The organism is Halomonas sp. B23F22_20 (assembly GCF_043496985.1).
Lineage (GTDB): Bacteria > Pseudomonadota > Gammaproteobacteria > Pseudomonadales > Halomonadaceae > Halomonas.
Window position 1 is genome coordinate 1 of sequence record NZ_JBIEKH010000035.1, and the last position, 16,161, is coordinate 16,161.

Annotated in this window: 15 protein-coding genes; 4 read left to right on the plus strand and 11 right to left on the minus strand. The window is 64.8% G+C overall.

Going from position 1 to position 16,161, the window contains the following annotated elements:
• The coding region (locus ACGTN6_RS19420; RefSeq protein ID WP_394594586.1) for a transposase at positions 1-277 on the minus strand (277 nt) is incomplete at its 3' end.
• Between the two features lie 85 nt (positions 278-362).
• A complete protein-coding gene (gene pyrC, locus ACGTN6_RS19425; RefSeq protein WP_394594587.1) occupies positions 363-1,400 on the minus strand; it encodes a dihydroorotase in 1,038 nt (345 codons plus the stop codon).
• A 141-nt stretch (positions 1,401-1,541) separates the two neighbouring features.
• Here pyrC and ACGTN6_RS19430 point away from each other — a divergent pair, with 141 nt between their 5' ends.
• Positions 1,542-2,435: a DMT family transporter gene (locus ACGTN6_RS19430; protein WP_394594588.1), complete on the plus strand. Its 894-nt coding sequence runs from the start codon at positions 1,542-1,544 to the stop codon at positions 2,433-2,435.
• A 40-nt stretch (positions 2,436-2,475) separates the two neighbouring features.
• Positions 2,476-2,916, plus strand: a complete 441-nt coding sequence (locus ACGTN6_RS19435; RefSeq protein ID WP_394594589.1) for a hypothetical protein — start codon at positions 2,476-2,478, stop codon at positions 2,914-2,916.
• 22 nt (positions 2,917-2,938) lie between these two features.
• On the opposite strand, the gene ACGTN6_RS19440 is transcribed toward ACGTN6_RS19435, so the two are convergent.
• Together ACGTN6_RS19440 and ACGTN6_RS19445 are read right to left on the minus strand one after the other, a co-directional pair.
• Complete coding sequence (locus tag ACGTN6_RS19440) at positions 2,939-4,180, minus strand: NAD(P)/FAD-dependent oxidoreductase (protein WP_394594590.1); 1,242 nt, start codon at positions 4,178-4,180, stop codon at positions 2,939-2,941.
• An 81-nt stretch (positions 4,181-4,261) separates the two neighbouring features.
• Positions 4,262-4,732 carry a tellurite resistance TerB family protein gene (locus ACGTN6_RS19445; RefSeq protein WP_394594591.1) on the minus strand — a complete coding sequence of 157 codons (471 nt, stop codon included), beginning with the start codon at positions 4,730-4,732 and terminating at the stop codon, positions 4,262-4,264.
• A 13-nt stretch (positions 4,733-4,745) separates the two neighbouring features.
• Here ACGTN6_RS19445 and ACGTN6_RS19450 point away from each other — a divergent pair, with 13 nt between their 5' ends.
• Both ACGTN6_RS19450 and ACGTN6_RS19455 read left to right on the plus strand, forming a co-directional pair.
• Positions 4,746-5,207: a DUF3592 domain-containing protein gene (locus ACGTN6_RS19450; RefSeq protein ID WP_394594592.1), complete on the plus strand. Its 462-nt coding sequence runs from the start codon at positions 4,746-4,748 to the stop codon at positions 5,205-5,207.
• 21 nt (positions 5,208-5,228) lie between these two features.
• A complete protein-coding gene (locus ACGTN6_RS19455) occupies positions 5,229-6,335 on the plus strand; it encodes a pyridoxal phosphate-dependent aminotransferase (RefSeq protein WP_394594593.1) in 1,107 nt (368 codons plus the stop codon).
• 54 nt (positions 6,336-6,389) lie between these two features.
• Here the strand turns inward: ACGTN6_RS19455 and ACGTN6_RS19460 are convergent, their stop codons facing one another.
• The 7 genes from ACGTN6_RS19460 to ACGTN6_RS19490 form a co-directional block, all read right to left on the minus strand.
• Positions 6,390-7,640 carry a CDP-glycerol glycerophosphotransferase family protein gene (locus ACGTN6_RS19460; RefSeq protein WP_394594594.1) on the minus strand — a complete coding sequence of 417 codons (1,251 nt, stop codon included), beginning with the start codon at positions 7,638-7,640 and terminating at the stop codon, positions 6,390-6,392.
• A gap of 49 nt (positions 7,641-7,689) precedes the next feature.
• Entirely contained in the window at positions 7,690-8,604 is a 915-nt protein-coding gene (locus tag ACGTN6_RS19465) for a glycosyltransferase family A protein (RefSeq protein ID WP_394594595.1), read from the minus strand.
• Positions 8,605-8,677: 73 nt separating this feature from the next.
• Complete coding sequence (locus tag ACGTN6_RS19470) at positions 8,678-9,568, minus strand: hypothetical protein (protein ID WP_394594596.1); 891 nt, start codon at positions 9,566-9,568, stop codon at positions 8,678-8,680.
• 209 nt (positions 9,569-9,777) lie between these two features.
• Positions 9,778-11,754 (minus strand): polysaccharide biosynthesis protein, encoded by a 1,977-nt coding sequence (locus tag ACGTN6_RS19475; protein WP_394594597.1) that lies wholly within the window; start codon positions 11,752-11,754, stop codon positions 9,778-9,780.
• Between the two features lie 159 nt (positions 11,755-11,913).
• Positions 11,914-13,029 carry a polysaccharide export protein gene (locus ACGTN6_RS19480; RefSeq protein ID WP_394594611.1) on the minus strand — a complete coding sequence of 372 codons (1,116 nt, stop codon included), beginning with the start codon at positions 13,027-13,029 and terminating at the stop codon, positions 11,914-11,916.
• A gap of 561 nt (positions 13,030-13,590) precedes the next feature.
• Positions 13,591-14,937: a UDP-glucose dehydrogenase family protein gene (locus ACGTN6_RS19485; protein ID WP_394594598.1), complete on the minus strand. Its 1,347-nt coding sequence runs from the start codon at positions 14,935-14,937 to the stop codon at positions 13,591-13,593.
• A 38-nt stretch (positions 14,938-14,975) separates the two neighbouring features.
• Positions 14,976-15,977: an NAD-dependent epimerase gene (locus ACGTN6_RS19490; RefSeq protein ID WP_394594599.1), complete on the minus strand. Its 1,002-nt coding sequence runs from the start codon at positions 15,975-15,977 to the stop codon at positions 14,976-14,978.
• Between the last annotated feature and the right edge of the window lie 184 nt (positions 15,978-16,161).

Below are 16,161 nucleotides of genomic sequence, written 5' to 3' on the forward strand. Positions count from 1 at the left end.
TTTTTAGCACTTCCACTTCCAGCTCGGCCCGCTCGAGACGCTTTTTGAGCTGTCGGTTTTCGCGCTCCAGCTCACGCTGGCTCTTGTGGGGACCCGTATTGGGCACTCTCTTGGGCTGTTGGTCGTCTGTGGTCACGAGTTCTCGCCTCCAACGGCAGAGCATCTTCGGGTTCAATCCGAACCGCTTCGCCACGCGGGCGACAGATTCGGGTGACTCCAGCGAATGCTGGACCACATGGCGTTTGAACTCCAAGGAGTACTGGCGACGGGTTTTCAAGCGCATAGCACCTTACCTCCGGGGTTGCAGGTAAGGTGTCTACAAATTCAGGGGCACATCACTCTTCCTCCTTCCCTCTTTCAACTTACCCCTTCAGCTTCCAAGCCAAGGTCTCGCCGGCCTGCAGCGGAACGATCACCTGGCCGTCCACGTAGGGCAGGGTCTCCGGCAGCGTCCAGGACTCGCGCTGCAGGGTCACGGTCTCGGCATTGCGGGGCAGGCCATAGAAGTCCGGCCCATGATGGCTGGCGAAGCCTTCAAGGCGGTCCAGGGCACCGGCCGCCTCGAAGGCCGTGGCATAGAGCTCCAGCGCCGCCGGCGCGGTGTAGGCGCCGGCGCAGCCGCAGGCGCTCTCCTTGTCGCCCTTGGCATGAGGGGCGCTGTCGGTGCCGAGGAAGAACTTGCCGCTGCCGGAGGTCGCCGCCTCGATCAGCGCCTGGCGATGGCGTTCGCGCTTGAGGATCGGCAGGCAGTAGTAGTGAGGCTTGATGCCACCCACCAGCATCTGATTGCGGTTGAACAGCAGGTGATGGGCGGTGATGGTGGCCGCCACGCTGCCGGGCGCCGCGGCCACGAAGGAGGCGGCATCGGCGGTGGTGATGTGCTCGAAGACCACCTTGAGATCGGGGTGGCGCTCCAGCAGCGGCTTCATGACCCGCTCGATGAACACCGCCTCGCGGTCGAAGATATCGATCTCGGCATCGGTGACCTCGCCATGCACCAGCAGCGGCATGCCGAGCCGGGCCATGGCGGCGATCGCAGCATCGCATTTCGCCAGGTCGGTGACCCCGGAGTCGGAATTGGTCGTCGCGCCGGCGGGATAGAGCTTGACCGCCTGGACCAGGCCGGAAGCATGCGCTCGCTCGATCTCGTCCGCCGTCGTGCAATCGGTGAGATAGAGCGTCATCAGCGGCTCGAAGTCGCGCCCTTCCGGCACCGCGGCCAGGATACGCTCACGGTAGGCCAGCGCCTGCTCGGTGGTGGTCACCGGCGGCTTGAGGTTAGGCATGATGATGGCGCGGCCCATCTGCCGGGCGCTGGCGGGCACCACGGCCGACAGCACCGCACCATCGCGCAGGTGGAGATGCCAATCGTCGGGGCGGGTCAGGGTCAGAGTGGTCACGATCTATCCTGTCTCGGCGATTCCGGAAATGGGCCTGCTGGCCCGGCGATGTCGGCAGTATACCGGAATGCGGCTACCCGGCGGGACGCGATTTTGTTGGTCTGCTAAGATAGTCCGCCTTTTGCCGACCTCCGGAGTGCCATGCCTGCCCGTCCCGTCTCGCGGCCCCCTTTGCGCGCCGATCTGCTGCTGTTGCTGGTGACCCTGCTGGCCGCCGCCGGCTGGATCTTCTCCAAGGAGGCACTGGCCGGCCTGCCACCGCTGCTGTTCATCGGCACGCGCTTCCTGCTCGCAGGCGCTCTGCTCGCCGTCTTCGCGCTGCCCGACCTGCGTCGCCTGACCGCGCACGATCTCGCCAGCGCTGGGGCCATCGGCCTGCTGTTCAGCGCCGCACTGGGATTCTGGATCCTGGGCCTCCAGCACTCCCACCATCTCGGCGAGAGCGCTTTCATCAACAGCCTGGGCATCCTGCTGGTCCCGGTCATGGCGCGGCTGCTGTTCGGCGACCGACCACCGCGCACGACCTGGATCGCCCTACCGGTAGCGCTGTTTGGCTTCGCCCTGCTGTCGCTGAACGCCGGCTTTCGCCTGGAGCCCGGGCAATGGCTGATGGCCGCCGCGGCGCTGTGCTTCTCGCTGCTGATCAATGCCAATTCGCGCGCCGTCAAGCAGATCCCCGCCCTGCCGCTGACCGCCGTGCAGCTCGGCGTCGTTGGGCTGGTGCTGGGCCTCGTCTCGCTGTTGGTCGAGCCGTGGCCCAATCGCGTGGGCGACCACACGTTAGCGTGGCTGGCAGCTAGCGTATTGTTGGCCAGCACCTTGCGCTTCTTCCTGCAGATTCACGCCCAGGGGCTGACCACGCCGAGCCATGCGGCGGTGATACTGATGCTCGAGGCCGTCTGGACGGCCCTGCTGGCCGCCGCCTGGTACGGCGAAACGATGAGCCCACTGCAGTTGGCCGGCTGCAGCCTGATCTTCCTCGCGCTGCTGATCAATCGCTGGTACTGGGTACGCAAGTTCGTCAGCCGACGCTGATCTGCCGTATCATGCGCGCTGAGACATCCTAGGAGACACCATGCCGAAGGTACGTCACTACGCCGACCTCGTCGCCATCCTGGCCGGCCTGATGTGGTTGCTGGTCTATTGGTCGGTGAGCTATTCGGTGTATATCGACAATATCGAGCCAACCCTGGCCGCTCTGCTGATCGCCGGCAGCCTGATCCTTATCAGCTTCGTGCATCGGCCCATTCGCGTGCTGCTCAGCCGCTACCACGTGCGCAAGCGGCGCACCGAAATGTGGATGCATATTCTCGCGCTCCCCCTCGGCCTGGCCTTCCTGTTGGCCATTCTCATCGACTACCTGATCACGCCGCTCAACGGCACCCAGAAGATGCTGCTGTTCAACGTGCTGGCCACCGCGGGCTGGCTGGTGTTCATCATCACCCTGGCGGTGAAGCTGCTGATCCACCTGATCCAGGAAAAGCGCCGCGCCCGGGAGCGGGCGGCCCGCCAGTAACCGGACCGCGCCCCTCCTGCGCCTAGAAGCGGTCGACGCGGAACGGATCCATCGCAATCGACGGCGCTTCGCCGTCGATCATCTGCGCCAGCAGCTCGCCGGTGGCCGGTCCCAGGGTGAACCCCTGATGGCCATGGCCGAAGGCACACCACAAGCCCCGCTGCCCCGGCACCGGACCGATCACCGGTTTCATGTCCGGGGTGCAGGGGCGCGCGCCCTTCCATGGTTCGGCATCGAGCCGTTCGCCCAGCGGGTAGAGCTGGCGAGCCCGCGACTCGGCGGCGGCCAGTTGGGCAAGATGCGGCGGGGCTTCCAGTCGCTCGAGTTCGGCGCCGGTGGTCAAGCGAATGCCCGCCTGCATCGGCGCCAGCAGGTAGCCCACCTCGGCATCCATCACCCAATGGTTCAGGCGAGCCTCGCCGGCACTCCCGTAATGCATGTGATAGCCGCGCTTGACGAACAGCGGCACTGACAGCCCCAACCGCTCGAGCCATTCACGTGACCATGGTCCGAGCGACATCACCAGCGATTCGGCCGACAACGGCCCCGCAGAGGTGTCGATCCGCCAACCGCCCGACTGCGACGCCAACGCCTCGACTTCAGCCTGGACGATGCGTCCACCTTCGGCCTCGAAGGCGTGGGCATAGGCCTCCACCAAGCCACCGGGATCGGCTACCGTCCAAGGGTCCAGCCAGTGAACGGCGCCGGCCAGCCGTCCTGATAGACTCGGTTCCAGCTCGGCGAGAGCCTGGGCATCCAGGGCGCGATAGCGAACCCCGAAACGCGAGGCGCTCTCCTCGGCATCCGCGAGTCGCTCTGCCAGAGCCGTCTCGCCGCGATAGACCTCGAGCCAGCCATCGCGACGCACCAGGGCCTCGGCGCCGGCGGCCTCGATCATCGGCGCATGCGCGTCCAGGCAGCGCTCGATCAGGGAGGCATATTCCGGCACGATCCGCCGATAGCGACTCGGCGCGGAGTTGTGCCAGTACTGCAGCAGGGGCCCTGCCGCCCGCAGCATGCCTCCGGGACGGTAGCGGATATCGACCTGACGATTGGGCAGCACCCTGAGCAGGGTCGACATGTCACGCGGAAAGGGATAGGGATGAACCGCCTCGCGCTGGATGATACCGGCATTACCGAAGGAAGTTTCCCGCCCCGGTGCCCGACGATCCAACAGGGTTACATCATGCCCCCGTCGGGCCAGGTGCCAGGCCACCGACACCCCGACCATGCCCGCACCCAGAACGATGATGTCACGTGCCATCCTGCATCTCCCTTGCCTGAATAATATTCGGGCTCGACGAAGGTCGAGCCATGAGTCTGCATTCTAGCCCGGGACGCTTCGTCAGTCCGAGTTCGATGCCTGACCTTGCCCCTCCTCGGCAAGCTTGGTGCGAATGAAGTCGCCGTGGCTGACATGGAGAAGCTCGGCCAGACGGCGAATGCGATGTTCCTCGAGGGGATCCTTGACGCCATCCACCAGCGCCAACGACCACATCAGCCTGACGAGCTCGACCCGTTCGTCATAGTCGCAGCCATCGCGTACCGCGCGCAGGAAGCGATGGTGATCCACCGCATTCTCGGTCTCCTCTCGCGCCTGCTCAACCAGCGCCGACGCCTGGGCCTGGGCCAGCGCGAATCGTTCGACAAGTATCGCCTCCAGTCTCCTCAGCTCCGACGCCTCCAGGCGGTAGTCGGCGCGTATCACCTCGCACAGCAGCACGGCCGTGGCCAGGGCCCGGGTGGGCTCGGCCTTTTCAGGGGATCGACCAGGCGCCATCATGTCCTGGAAGATACGTTGCAGGGACTGGATCATAGGGACTCCCGATATGCTCGACATTGCTCCCCTCATCGCCCTGGCCAGCGGCATCGGTGCCGCGCTGGCATCCCACAGCGTCTACCGACGCCGCCACGTCAATGCCTGGCCAACCACGAGTGCCCACGTCGACCACACCGAGGTGGAGGTGGTCGACGACCACCACCGCCCGGCAGACCGCGACGACCATCCGCAGCGCTTCCTGGCCCGGGTGCATTATCGCTTCGAGGTGGAGGGGAACGCGTATCGCTCCGACAACGGGCGCTTCGACGACGTTCCCTCCTTTGCCACTCGCGATGCCGCCGAGGCGTTTCTGGCCCGCACCCCTCCAGGGAGCCCGTTGACCATTCGCTACTCGCCGACACAACCCACGCTCACCCAGTGCGGCGATCGACGCATCCCCGTCGCGCGCCTGGGCCTGAGCGCCTTCCTTGCCCTGATGTGCGCCCTGGCCGCCTGGCTATCGCTGCGCTGATTCCCTTGCCACGGAGACACCATGCCCCGTTTCGCCGATCACCTCTACGCCCCGGGCCCCGACAATCCTTTTCCCGGCATCAAAGTGCTGGAACGCCGCTTGGGCCGAGAGATTCCCCATCGCCTGGGCTCAAACGAGGGCCTGGACATGCCCCACGCGGCGCTACGTCAACGCTTCGGCGACGCCATGGTTGAACACGTCTACTGCTATGGCGACGCCGAAGCGCTGGGGATCCGACAGCGCATCGCCGACCAGCAAGGCATTCCCCTCGACGCGCTGCTGGTGGACGCCGGAGCCGACAGTCTGCTGGCCCTGGCCCTGCGCGCCACCGCCGCGCCAGGCGTCACCGCCATCGCCTCGGCCGGCACCTATCCGACCTTTGGATACTTCGCCCGCGCCCAGGGATGCCGCCTGGTGGAAATCGACTACGACGAAGGCCCCCACCGGCTGGCTCCGGACCTGGACGCCCTGGCGGCCGCAGCCCACGCCGAGGACGCCCGTCTGGTCTATCTGGCCAACCCCGACAACCCCAGCGGCCACTTGCACGACGACGACGCCATCCTGCGACTGCGCGACGCGCTGCCGAAAGACTGCTGGCTGCTGCTCGACGAGGCTTACCACGACTTCCGCCCCGATGCCGACTCGGCCTTCTCTGCCGAGGTGCTACCCGGGGTGATTCGCTGCCGGACCCTCTCGAAGGCCCATGGCTTGGCCGGATTGCGGGTCGGCTATGCCATCGCCACGCCCGAGACGCTGGCGATGCTGATGAAAGTACGCATCCACTACGCGGTCTCCACTCTCTCCCAGGCCGCCGCCGAAGTGGTGCTCGATCATCCCGAGGAGACCCGGGCCCATATCGACGCGGTGATCCAGCGCCGTGAGCGTCTGACCGACCACTTCCGCGAACTGGGCGCCGACGTGCTACCCAGTGCCACCAATTTCATCGGCGTGCGACTCCCCACGGCCGATCTGGCGAGCCGAGTGCATGCCGAACTCCTCGATGCCGGCCGTCTGATCGCTCGCCCCGCTCATCCGGGGCTTGGCCACGTGCTGCGCATCACGGCAGTGGAAGACGCCCTGGTGCCAGGCCGGCTGGCGGCACTCGAGCGGGTGCTCGAGGCAAGCTGAGCCCGACGCACCTCGCATGGCCCGTCAACCCGTCGGGCGGCTGGCGATCACGGATCAACGGCGGGGCGACCGCCCGGGAAGCGATGAGGCACCACGCCCCGTTGCCGTTCCGGGCGACGTCCCAGCGTGCTCGGAAACAGGCAGCAGTCCTAGCCGACGCTTGATCGCATCGACGATTCGTGGACAGGCCTGACCGTCGTGCCACTGCGCATGGCTCGCCGCGAATCGCGCCAATCTGACGCTGTAACGTCCCGCCATGACGTCCCGCCAGGCGACCGGAAGCTGATCCCAGGTGCCGATGACCGGCCCCGGAGCATCGGCAAGATAATCGCCATACAGCCCGACATCATGCTCGAGATAATCCTCGAGATCCGGTGCCATCAGGATGATCGGACGCTCCAGGCAGGCGTAATCGAACATCAGGCTGGAATAGTCGGTGATCAACATGTCCACCGCTGGCAGCAAGGGCTGGATATCGCCGAGCGCGGACACCGCTATCTCTCGCATCCGCGCATCACGCATCAGCACCTCGCGCTCCTCCCAGCTCAGCGAGGTGCCATCACGCACCAGCAGCATCAGGCGCTCTCGCTGCAGCCACTCGCCCAACGCCGCCAGCCTGCCGCCCTGGGTCACGTCCAGCCTGCACTGCCCGTGACGCCGCCCCGTCGGCGCATAGAGCACGATGCCCGCATGGTCACGGGGCTCCACGCCGAGTCGGCGAAGCAGGCCATGAGCGTTCTCGGCAAAGCCATCCCAACGCGGCAAACCGAGCGTCAGCACCGTCGCGGCAGGCAGGCCATATGCCGACATCATTCGCTCTCGGCCGGTGCGTGATGCCACCACGGTCAGCTGTGGAAGACGCCTCCATGGACCCGGTCGCCGGCCCAGCCCCATCGACGAGACAACATCATGCCCCTGTCGCTTGAGCGGCGTACCGTGAGTCAGGTTGACCAGCAAGCCACCCGTGGCCGCCTCGGCATTGGCATCCTCGATCCCGTGCGTCACCAGGCATACTCCGGCGCGAAGTGCCGCATGTATCCCCGCTCGCGAATAGGCCATGGCCGCCGCCCCGCCCTCGGCACGCACCTGGCGTATTACCGTCTCGTCATCGGCCAGCCAGACCGCACGCAGGTCGGAGTGGTGGTCGCGAACGTAGCGATAGAGGTAGCGTGCATTGTCGGCATAGCGCCGGCCATGCCAAGCCCCGAACACCCAAAGCCTGGGATCGCGAGGCCAGCCCCACCCCAAAGGGTATAGCCATGCATGGCCGAGGCGCCGCAACGTACGCGACCGATCGCCACTCATCCTTCCGCTCCGGCCGACAGCATCTCGCTCGCCGCCTGACGCCACCGGTTCATGAACGCCGGCCGAGCCGTGCCAGGGGGACCGGCGTCAACAGGCTCAGCGCCTGGTAGAGGTGACTGGGTCGAAGAGCGGTGAGCCGCAGGCAGCGCAAGTCTCCCCGCACCGACTGCCCCAGCCGCCGTTTCTCCATTGCCCAGGCCAGCACCTTGCGATTCACTGCTGCCCTCAAGTAATGACGCTCGCAACGATTCAGCATGGTTTCGCACTCATCGCGAACATCGAGCCAGGGATGCTGTGTCTGCAGGGTGACGGCAGGGCTAGTCCCCTCTGCCCGATGGACCATGCAAAGACTGGTGACGGTGGCGTCGTAATGAATGGCATCCAGGCTACATAGTGCCTTCAGCCAGAAGTAGGCATCTCCGCCCCGCCGGTAGCGGCCATCGGGAAACCCGCCCAGAGACTGGAATCGCTCGCGACGAATGCAGGCACCGTTGAGATGGATGAAATCGCTGCGCGCCAGGGCGGCAAGGGCCTGCTGTCGACTCAACACTCCAGGAGCCGGAGCGGCCACCTTCGGCAACCGCTGGTGATCATCCATCATCTGGTAAGCGTTGATGAACAGCTCCAGTTGAGGATGGGCCAGGATGGCATCGGCAAACTGGGAAAGATGATCGAACAGCAACATGTCCCCGGCACCGAAGAAGACCAGCCAGCGGCCTGTAGCACTCAAGGCACCATGGTTGCGAGCGGCATAGCCCCCGTGGCCGGGCGCGTCCCGTTTCAACAGGCGCAACCGCCCCAGCTCGGCTTCCCGTTCCAACAGCGCCAGGGACCCATCGGTTGAGCCATCATCGACGACGATCAGTTCGTAATCGTGCAGCGTCTGCTCATACACACAAGCCAGCGTAGAGGCCAGCACGGCCTCCTTGTTGTACACCGGCATCACCAGCGAGAACTGGGGCATGGTTCCATCCTCGTTGCCGAGCCTGAAGAAGGCCGACGGTCACTGACGGCTGAGCCCGGCCCCAGCCATGGCGTCAGGCGCCTCGCCCAGCCCTCAGGCCGACCCGGTACGCGAGACGCGACACGCTATGCTGCAGCATCGAAACCGACACCAGACCAACGTCGAGCCATCGACCCAGATAGAGCCGCCATGATCTTCCCTCTTCCAGGGCTCTCATCATGGCCAGATCATTGAGGTCAACGAGGCGACGGCGGCGCTGTTTCAGATATTTCAACTGGTGGAAGGCAATGAACTTGAGGCCATCCACCACCAAGTGATACCGCGGGTCATTGATCAATTGCTGTTTGCTCTGGCCGTGATGGATCAGCAGGTCATCGCCGGCCCGAAATGGCGTTTCCCATTCCCCCACGTCTTCCAGAGACAACAAGACGATGCCGCGGGCCCGACGTATGCCGTAGAGTTCCAGTACCAGGCCGGCATCGATCAGCACGCCCGAGGGAGACAGCTCTCGGCGTTCCAGCAAAGCGTGGATGCCGGCAACGCGCTGCTGCCAATGCCAACTGGACCGACGCGAGTGTCGGGCATGATTGAGAAAGTGCACGCCATGAGGATTGAGCAGCAACGCCGATAGATCCGCCACCTCATCGGGTTGGCTCAGCAATAGCCAATCGCCGTCGCCGAATCGCGGCGGCGCACCCATGCCGGCCGCCAGTACCAGGCACTTGACACTGATCTGTAGCTCGCCGTGCACCTCTTGCGGCCAGCCGGGAGGCAATGGCGTCAGCCTGTCGGCAAGATACCGCCAGGCCTCCGGCGTCAGGCCAATCTCATGTCCTTCGAGCACGACGCCCGGCGGTGGCGGTGCCTCACGCCACTCCCACTGCAGCGGACGCAGCGCCAGCAAGGGCACCCCTTCCTCCGAGTCACCGGCGGAGGCGGAACGGTATGGCCCTGCTCCGATCATTGCCGGCCTCCCCGGCCTGACGCGCTCGCGTCAGCCGAGTGGCGGTAGGACACTCGTCCTGTCGAACAACGCATGCCATCGCCGCCCCATCCCCCGAGCCACACCAGGACGAACCCGCAATACCAGCGGGCGACAAGGCATCGCGGTTCTCGTGGACGACCCGCTGCGTCGCGAGGGTACATGGCAATACCTCCCTGTCGGGCCGCCGACTACGCCGGGCCGGATGACCGAAAGCTCTCCTGGAGCAGCACCGCATTGGATGTCGGCGAAGACGTCGCCGTCGGGGTAACCGGCGGCCGCGCGTGCCTGGCCTGCCAGACGAGGTCCACCAGACTTCCCTCCGGCGCATAGCCCAGTGGCGCCTGGAGCAGTAGCTGCTGGATGCGCCCATGCTGCGAGCCGATCATGGCGCCATGGAGTTCGACGAGATAGGGCTCTAGATCCTCCCAGGCCCAGTAGGTCTCTCGAGACGTCATGATGCGCGGATGCTGGGTCGGGATGACGTCCTCACCGATCAACAGCTCCTCATAGAGCTTTTCGCCGGGCCGCAGCCCGGTATAGACGATCTCGATATCGCCATCGGGATGTTGATCGTCACGTACTTCCAGCCCGGAAAGACGGACCATGTTGGCGGCCAGGTCAGAGATACGAACCGGCTTGCCCATATCGAGCACGAAGACTTCACCACCCTGACTCATGGCACCGGCCTGGATGACCAACTGGGCCGCCTCGGGGATGGTCATGAAATAGCGAGTAATCTCTGGATGGGTGACCTCCAGCGGCCCGCCACGCTCGATCTGACGACGAAATATCGGCACCACCGAGCCACTCGAGCCGAGGACATTGCCGAAACGCACCATGCTGAAACAAGGCCGACTTTCCCCAGCGCCACGGTTGGCAAAGGCCTGGCAGATCAGTTCGGTCAGGCGTTTGGTCGCTCCCATGACGTTGGTGGGACGCACCGCCTTGTCGGTCGACACCATGACGAAGGTCTCGACGCGGGCCTCGATGGCCGCCAGCGCCAGGGTCAAGGTACCGAACACGTTGTTGCGCAGGCCCTCGACCAGATTGCACTCCACCATCGGGACATGCTTGTAGGCGGCGGCATGATACACGGTCTGGACATGGAAACTGTCCAGGATCTCTCGCATGCGTTCGCCCTGCTGCACCGAGGCCAGCAGCGCGTGCAGCTCGATGCCGCGCTGCTGACGCTTGAGCTCCTGCTCGATCGAATACAGCGCGTACTCGGAGCTATCCACCATGACCAGGGCTCGCGGTCGCTGGGCGCTCACCTGCCGACATAGCTCCGACCCGATGGAGCCCCCGGCGCCGGTGACCATCACCACCTTGTCTCGCAGGTTGGCCTGGATCAGTTCGGGAAACGGCGGTACCGGTTCGCGCCCCAACAAGTCCTCGACCTGGACGTCACAGGTGTCCGAGACACGGGCGCGCCCGGATACCAGGTCCTCGGCCCCGGGAATGGTCTGCACGGGAATCGACAGCCGGGCGAGCCGCTCGAGAATCTCTCGCCGTCGGCAGCGAGCCACACTGGGCATGGCCAGCAGAATCACCTCGACATCGAGACGCTCGATCCAGGTCTGCAATGCCTCCGGAGGCAACACCGGCAAGCCCTCTACCAAGGAGCCTTGCAGGCCTCTCCAATCGTCGACGAACGCCCGGGGCCGATAGCGGCCACCGTGCTTGAGAGCTCGCGCCAATTCACCACCGGCAACACCCGCTCCGTAGATGATCACCGAGCACCGCTGAGGTCGCCGACTCAGTTCGTAGAGCTCACGCAGCAGCCACCGCACTCCACCGATACCGGTGATGGCCAACATGGCGAATACCGGTGCCACCTGCCAGGACACCGGCCAGCCCAGCGCGAGATCGAACACCAGCAGCAATGACATCATTAGTCCCACGCCGGCGATCAGTGCGGCCAGGGTGCCTAGATGCATGAAACGCAACACGACTCGATACACGCCGAGTGGACCAAGAATCAGTGGCGTGGTCGCCGTCACCACACCCAGCACCAGCCAGGCCTTCGGCAACAGCAACGTTTGCCAATGCCCGGCCAGTGCCACGGCCACCACCAGGGAGGCGAAGACGACGACGGTATCGGCCAGACGTAACAGGCCACGCTTATAACGACGCGGCAGACGTACCAGCGCTTCGAACTGGTTCATATCGGATTCCCTGCGTTGCCCTATCGTTGTTGTCGAGCCCCTCCGGGCAAGCTCTTCTTCTATAGACGCTATCCCGAGCGCCCAATGGGCCCGAGCAGGCATGTCGACCTACCCGGGCCCCTGATGACTTCCTCGTCACCATTGATCTTCTTCTCGTGCCTAGAGCAATCCGGCCCCCTCTGCCGAACTCCCCACATCACCCGGCAGGGAAAGCGTCGGCAGCAGCAGTGAGATCACGTTGTTCCAGCGTGCCAGCGGAGCGGCCGTCACATAGATGACATCCTGCGGCTGCAGCGGGAAGCGGGTCCCCAGCATCAGGCGAGTGGCATCGCTAATATCCAACTGGTAGACGGTGGCCAGTTTCTCGCTACCGACGGGATCGCCGCGCACGACGAAGATGCCGGACGGTTCAGCGCGAAACTCATTAACTCCGCCGGCCCTGGCCAGGGCGTCGGTCAAGGTAATGCGCTCGTTACCCAGAGCGATGGCGCCGGGGCGATTGACCTGGCCGAGTACCACGACGTTCTGATTCTCGGCGGTGGGCACGTGGAGGATGTCCCCGTCTCGCAGCAGGCGGTTCTGAGTCAGATCCCCTCGGCGCAGCAGATCGAACAGCGACAGCTGCTGCTCTTGACCATTGCGGGTCAGAAGCACGTTGTGCCAGTCGGCATCCGGGCGCGCCCCGCCCGCCTCGCTGATGGCATCGAGCACCGTCAGCGGCTCGATATCGATCGGCACCATGCCCGGATTCTGGACCGCCCCGCTGACATAGGCCTTCTGCGAGCGAAAAGCCGCCACGCTGACCTCGATCTGCGGATCCGTGATTACCCGCGACAAGCGGCTCGTCAACTGGCGACGAGCCTGCTCCAGGGTCAGCCCGGCGACCCGGATGCGCCCCACGTACGGATAAAACATGGTGCCATCCGGCTGGACCCGGTTACCCGTTTCCGAGGCCGAGCGCTCGGCCCCGGCCGGAATGGTCAATTCGGGGTGATCGTAGACGATGATGCTGAGCACATCGCCGGGTCCGATCAGGTACTGGTAATCCGCCATGGCACTGGTCAACGCCACCGACGCGGGTCGGGCCATCTGCTGCATGGACGATTCGTTCGACATGGTATCGACCAGGCCAACCGTGATCGGCACCAAGTCGACTCGCGCATCGAGGTCGTCACCTGCGGTGTCCGGATCAATATGTCCCCCCGGTGAGAAAGCGCAGCCCCCGATCGCCAGCATGATGACTACAACGACACCATGTAACAAAACGTTTCGCATCGCCGGGGCACCGCCGTCAGGCCGGTGAACTTGGGCATGTGCCGTTATCATGTCCTGCCTCCTTCGGGTTCCTGTCACGCTACCGCCATGAGGCTGCCGTCCGACTTCCGCCCCTGGACTTGGACTCGAGACTGGTACCGCCCCGCACACTTCATGACTCTGTATTCCCTTTGGTCACACAGCGTCACGGGGCGGTTAACAAAAAGCTTACGAAGTTACAGGTTGTTCACAGAGGGATTCTGTTCATCCATACCGGGTGACATATCGCCACGCGTCGTCGACGAATGAGAATGGCGAATCTGGAAACGAAAGCCTGAGATCCTCCACCAAAACGGAGTACAGGCGCCATGCCCAAGCAGGAGAGCGGGACAGTCTAGGGGGAGAAAATCTTGGCCCGTCACACGCTTGTGTCGGGCCCATGGCGGCAAGTGGGGAACGATACCGCCGCCGGCGATCAGGATCAGCCGTCGCAGGACCTCGCCACACCGGAAGGGTCAGGTATCTTCACTGGCGTGGCGCGGGCAAAAGACCAGGTGATGGGGAATCGCCCGGTGAGAGGAATCAGGCGTAAGTCGCACCGATCGAATCGCCGCGTCCGACGGCGTAGTACAACATTCCCGCGGCCTTGACCGCCTCCGGTTCGAAGAGATTGCGGCCGTCGACGATCACCGGCAGCGTCAGTCGCGACTTCAGCCAGGCGAAGTCCACGCTGCGAAACGCCTTCCATTCGGTGCAGATCACCAGGGCATCCGCGCCCTCCACCGCCTCGGTGCGATCACCGACCAGCGACAGGTCGTCGCGCTCACCGTAAAGTCGCCGACATTCGTCCATGGCTTCCGGATCATAGGCCTGCACCTTGGCTCCGGCCGCCCACAGCGACTCCATCAGGGTACGGCTCGGGGCGTCGCGCATGTCGTCGGTATTGGGCTTGAAGGCCAATCCCCACACGGCGATGGTGCGACCGCGAAGATCGCCGTCGAAGGCCTTCGACAGCTTGGCGAACAGCGTCTGCTTCTGGCGCCGGTTGACCGCCTCCACCGCTCCCAGCAGCTCGGCCGCATAATCGACCTCGCTGGCCGTGCGGGCCAAGGCCTGCACGTCCTTGGGGAAACAGGAGCCGCCGTAACCGCAGCCCGGGTAGATGAAGTGGTAGCCGATGCGCGGATCCGAGCCAATGCCGCGACGTACCTGCTCCACGTCGGCGCCCAGGCGCTCGGCCAGGTTGGCGATCTCGTTCATGAAGCTGATCTTGGTGGCCAGCATGGCGTTGGCCGCGTACTTGGTCAGCTCGGCCGCTCGCACGTCCATGAACATCAGCTTGTCGTGCAGGCGGATATAGGGCGCATAGCATTCGCGCATCAGCGCCTTTACCCGCTCGGACTCGGTCCCCACGATGATCCGCGCGCCGTGGCTGAAGTCCTCGATGGCCGCCCCTTCCTTGAGGAACTCGGGGTTCGAGCACACCTCGAAGTCGATCGTCTCGCCACGCTCGGCCAGCACCGCGGCCACGGCCGCTTGCACTCGGTCGGCGGTGCCCACCGGCACGGTCGACTTGTCGACGATGACCTTCTCGTCGGTCATGTGGCGGCCGATGGTCTCGGCCACCGCCAGCACATACTGCAGGTCGGCGCTGCCGTCTTCGTCGGGCGGCGTGCCCACGGCGATGAACTGCAGGGTGCCGAAGGCCACCGCCGCGGCCGGCTCGGTGGTGAAGCGCAGCCGCCCCTCGGCCACGTTGGCCTTGACCATGTCCTCAAGGCCTGGCTCGTAGATCGGGATCTCCCCCGCTTCCAGGCGGGCGATCTTGGCCGCGTCGACGTCCATGCACAGCACATCGTGGCCCACATCGGCCAGGCAAGTGCCGGTCACCAGGCCCACGTAACCGGTGCCGAAGATTGTGATTCGCATTGCAACTCCTTGTGAGGTCCAGCGGCGAGGTTCGAACCTCACACTTTGTAATACTCCCGATACCACTCAACGAAGCGGTGCACGCCTTCCTCCACTCCGATGCGAGGCCGATAGCCCGTCGCCTCAAACAGGGCGTCGGTGTCCGCCCAGGTTCGCGGCACGTCGCCGGGCTGCATGGGCTGGAAGTCGCAGATGGCCTCTCGGCCGGTGGCAGCTTCCACCGCCCGCACGAAGTCCATCAACGCCACCGGGCTGCCGTGGCCGATGTTGTAGAGTGCGTACGGCGCGGTGCTGGTGTCCGGCGAGGCGGCCTCGACCGACGCTCGGCGCTCGGGTACCACGTCCAGGATCCGTGCGATGCCTTCGACAATATCGTCGATATAGGTAAAGTCCCGCGACATATCGCCATGGTTGTAGACCTGGATCGGCTCGCCGGCCAGCACCGCCCGGGTAAACTTGAACATGGCCATGTCGGGCCGGCCCCAGGGGCCATAGACGGTGAAGAACCTCAGCCCGGTGGTCGGCAGGTCGTAGAGGTGAGAATACGTATGTGTCATCAGCTCGTTGGCCTTCTTGGTGGCCGCGTAGAGACTGATGGGATGGTCCACGTTGTCCGAGGTATCGAAGGGCACCTTGTCGTTGGTGCCGTAGACCGAGCTCGAGGAGGCATAGACCAGGTGCTCGACCCGGCCATGGCGGCACCCTTCCAGCACATTGAGATGCCCCACCAGGTTGGCGTCTGCATAGGCGTGGGGATTCTCGAGCGAATAGCGAACGCCGGGCTGCGCCGCCAGATGAATCACGCGCTCGAAGCCCTCGGCCGCGAACAGCCCGGCGACAACCTCCCGGTCGGCCAGGTCGACCCGCTCGAAGCGCACGTCTTCCCGGCCTGCCAGGTCGTCCAGCCGCGCTTGCTTGAGCGCGACATCGTAGTAGTCATTGAGATTGTCGATGCCGACGATCTCGTGCCCCAGCCCCGAGAGGCGCTTGGCGACGGCATGACCGATGAATCCGGCCATGCCCGTGATCAATAGCTTCATGGTGTGACGCGCTCTCCTGCCTCTCCCTCGTACGCCCCCAGCGGAGGTATGCTGGCGCGTATTGTACCCTAGGGCCGGTCCGACGCGCGCCCTCCTGCCCCAGGCTGGCGTCCATGGTAGAATCCGTCACCTTCGTGCTCGACCTCACACGATGTGCGGCCCCCAGGGTCGCCGATGCCCGACT

What these genes read in the sequence shown, in the direction of transcription:
- ACGTN6_RS19475 (WP_394594597.1), bottom strand. Translation starts at nt 11,754, where the DNA reads ATGAACCAGTTCGAAGCGCTGGTACGTCTGCCGCGTCGTTATAAGCGT.
- ACGTN6_RS19460 (WP_394594594.1), bottom strand. Translation starts at nt 7,640, where the DNA reads ATGAGTGGCGATCGGTCGCGTACGTTGCGGCGCCTCGGCCATGCATGG.
- ACGTN6_RS19445 (WP_394594591.1), bottom strand. Translation starts at nt 4,732, where the DNA reads ATGATCCAGTCCCTGCAACGTATCTTCCAGGACATGATGGCGCCTGGT.
- ACGTN6_RS19490 (WP_394594599.1), bottom strand. Translation starts at nt 15,977, where the DNA reads ATGAAGCTATTGATCACGGGCATGGCCGGATTCATCGGTCATGCCGTC.
- ACGTN6_RS19455 (WP_394594593.1), top strand. Translation starts at nt 5,229, where the DNA reads ATGCCCCGTTTCGCCGATCACCTCTACGCCCCGGGCCCCGACAATCCT.
- ACGTN6_RS19480 (WP_394594611.1), bottom strand. Translation starts at nt 13,029, where the DNA reads ATGCGAAACGTTTTGTTACATGGTGTCGTTGTAGTCATCATGCTGGCG.
- ACGTN6_RS19485 (WP_394594598.1), bottom strand. Translation starts at nt 14,937, where the DNA reads ATGCGAATCACAATCTTCGGCACCGGTTACGTGGGCCTGGTGACCGGC.
- ACGTN6_RS19470 (WP_394594596.1), bottom strand. Translation starts at nt 9,568, where the DNA reads ATGATCGGAGCAGGGCCATACCGTTCCGCCTCCGCCGGTGACTCGGAG.
- ACGTN6_RS19450 (WP_394594592.1), top strand. Translation starts at nt 4,746, where the DNA reads ATGCTCGACATTGCTCCCCTCATCGCCCTGGCCAGCGGCATCGGTGCC.
- ACGTN6_RS19430 (WP_394594588.1), top strand. Translation starts at nt 1,542, where the DNA reads ATGCCTGCCCGTCCCGTCTCGCGGCCCCCTTTGCGCGCCGATCTGCTG.
- ACGTN6_RS19465 (WP_394594595.1), bottom strand. Translation starts at nt 8,604, where the DNA reads ATGCCCCAGTTCTCGCTGGTGATGCCGGTGTACAACAAGGAGGCCGTG.
- ACGTN6_RS19440 (WP_394594590.1), bottom strand. Translation starts at nt 4,180, where the DNA reads ATGGCACGTGACATCATCGTTCTGGGTGCGGGCATGGTCGGGGTGTCG.
- ACGTN6_RS19435 (WP_394594589.1), top strand. Translation starts at nt 2,476, where the DNA reads ATGCCGAAGGTACGTCACTACGCCGACCTCGTCGCCATCCTGGCCGGC.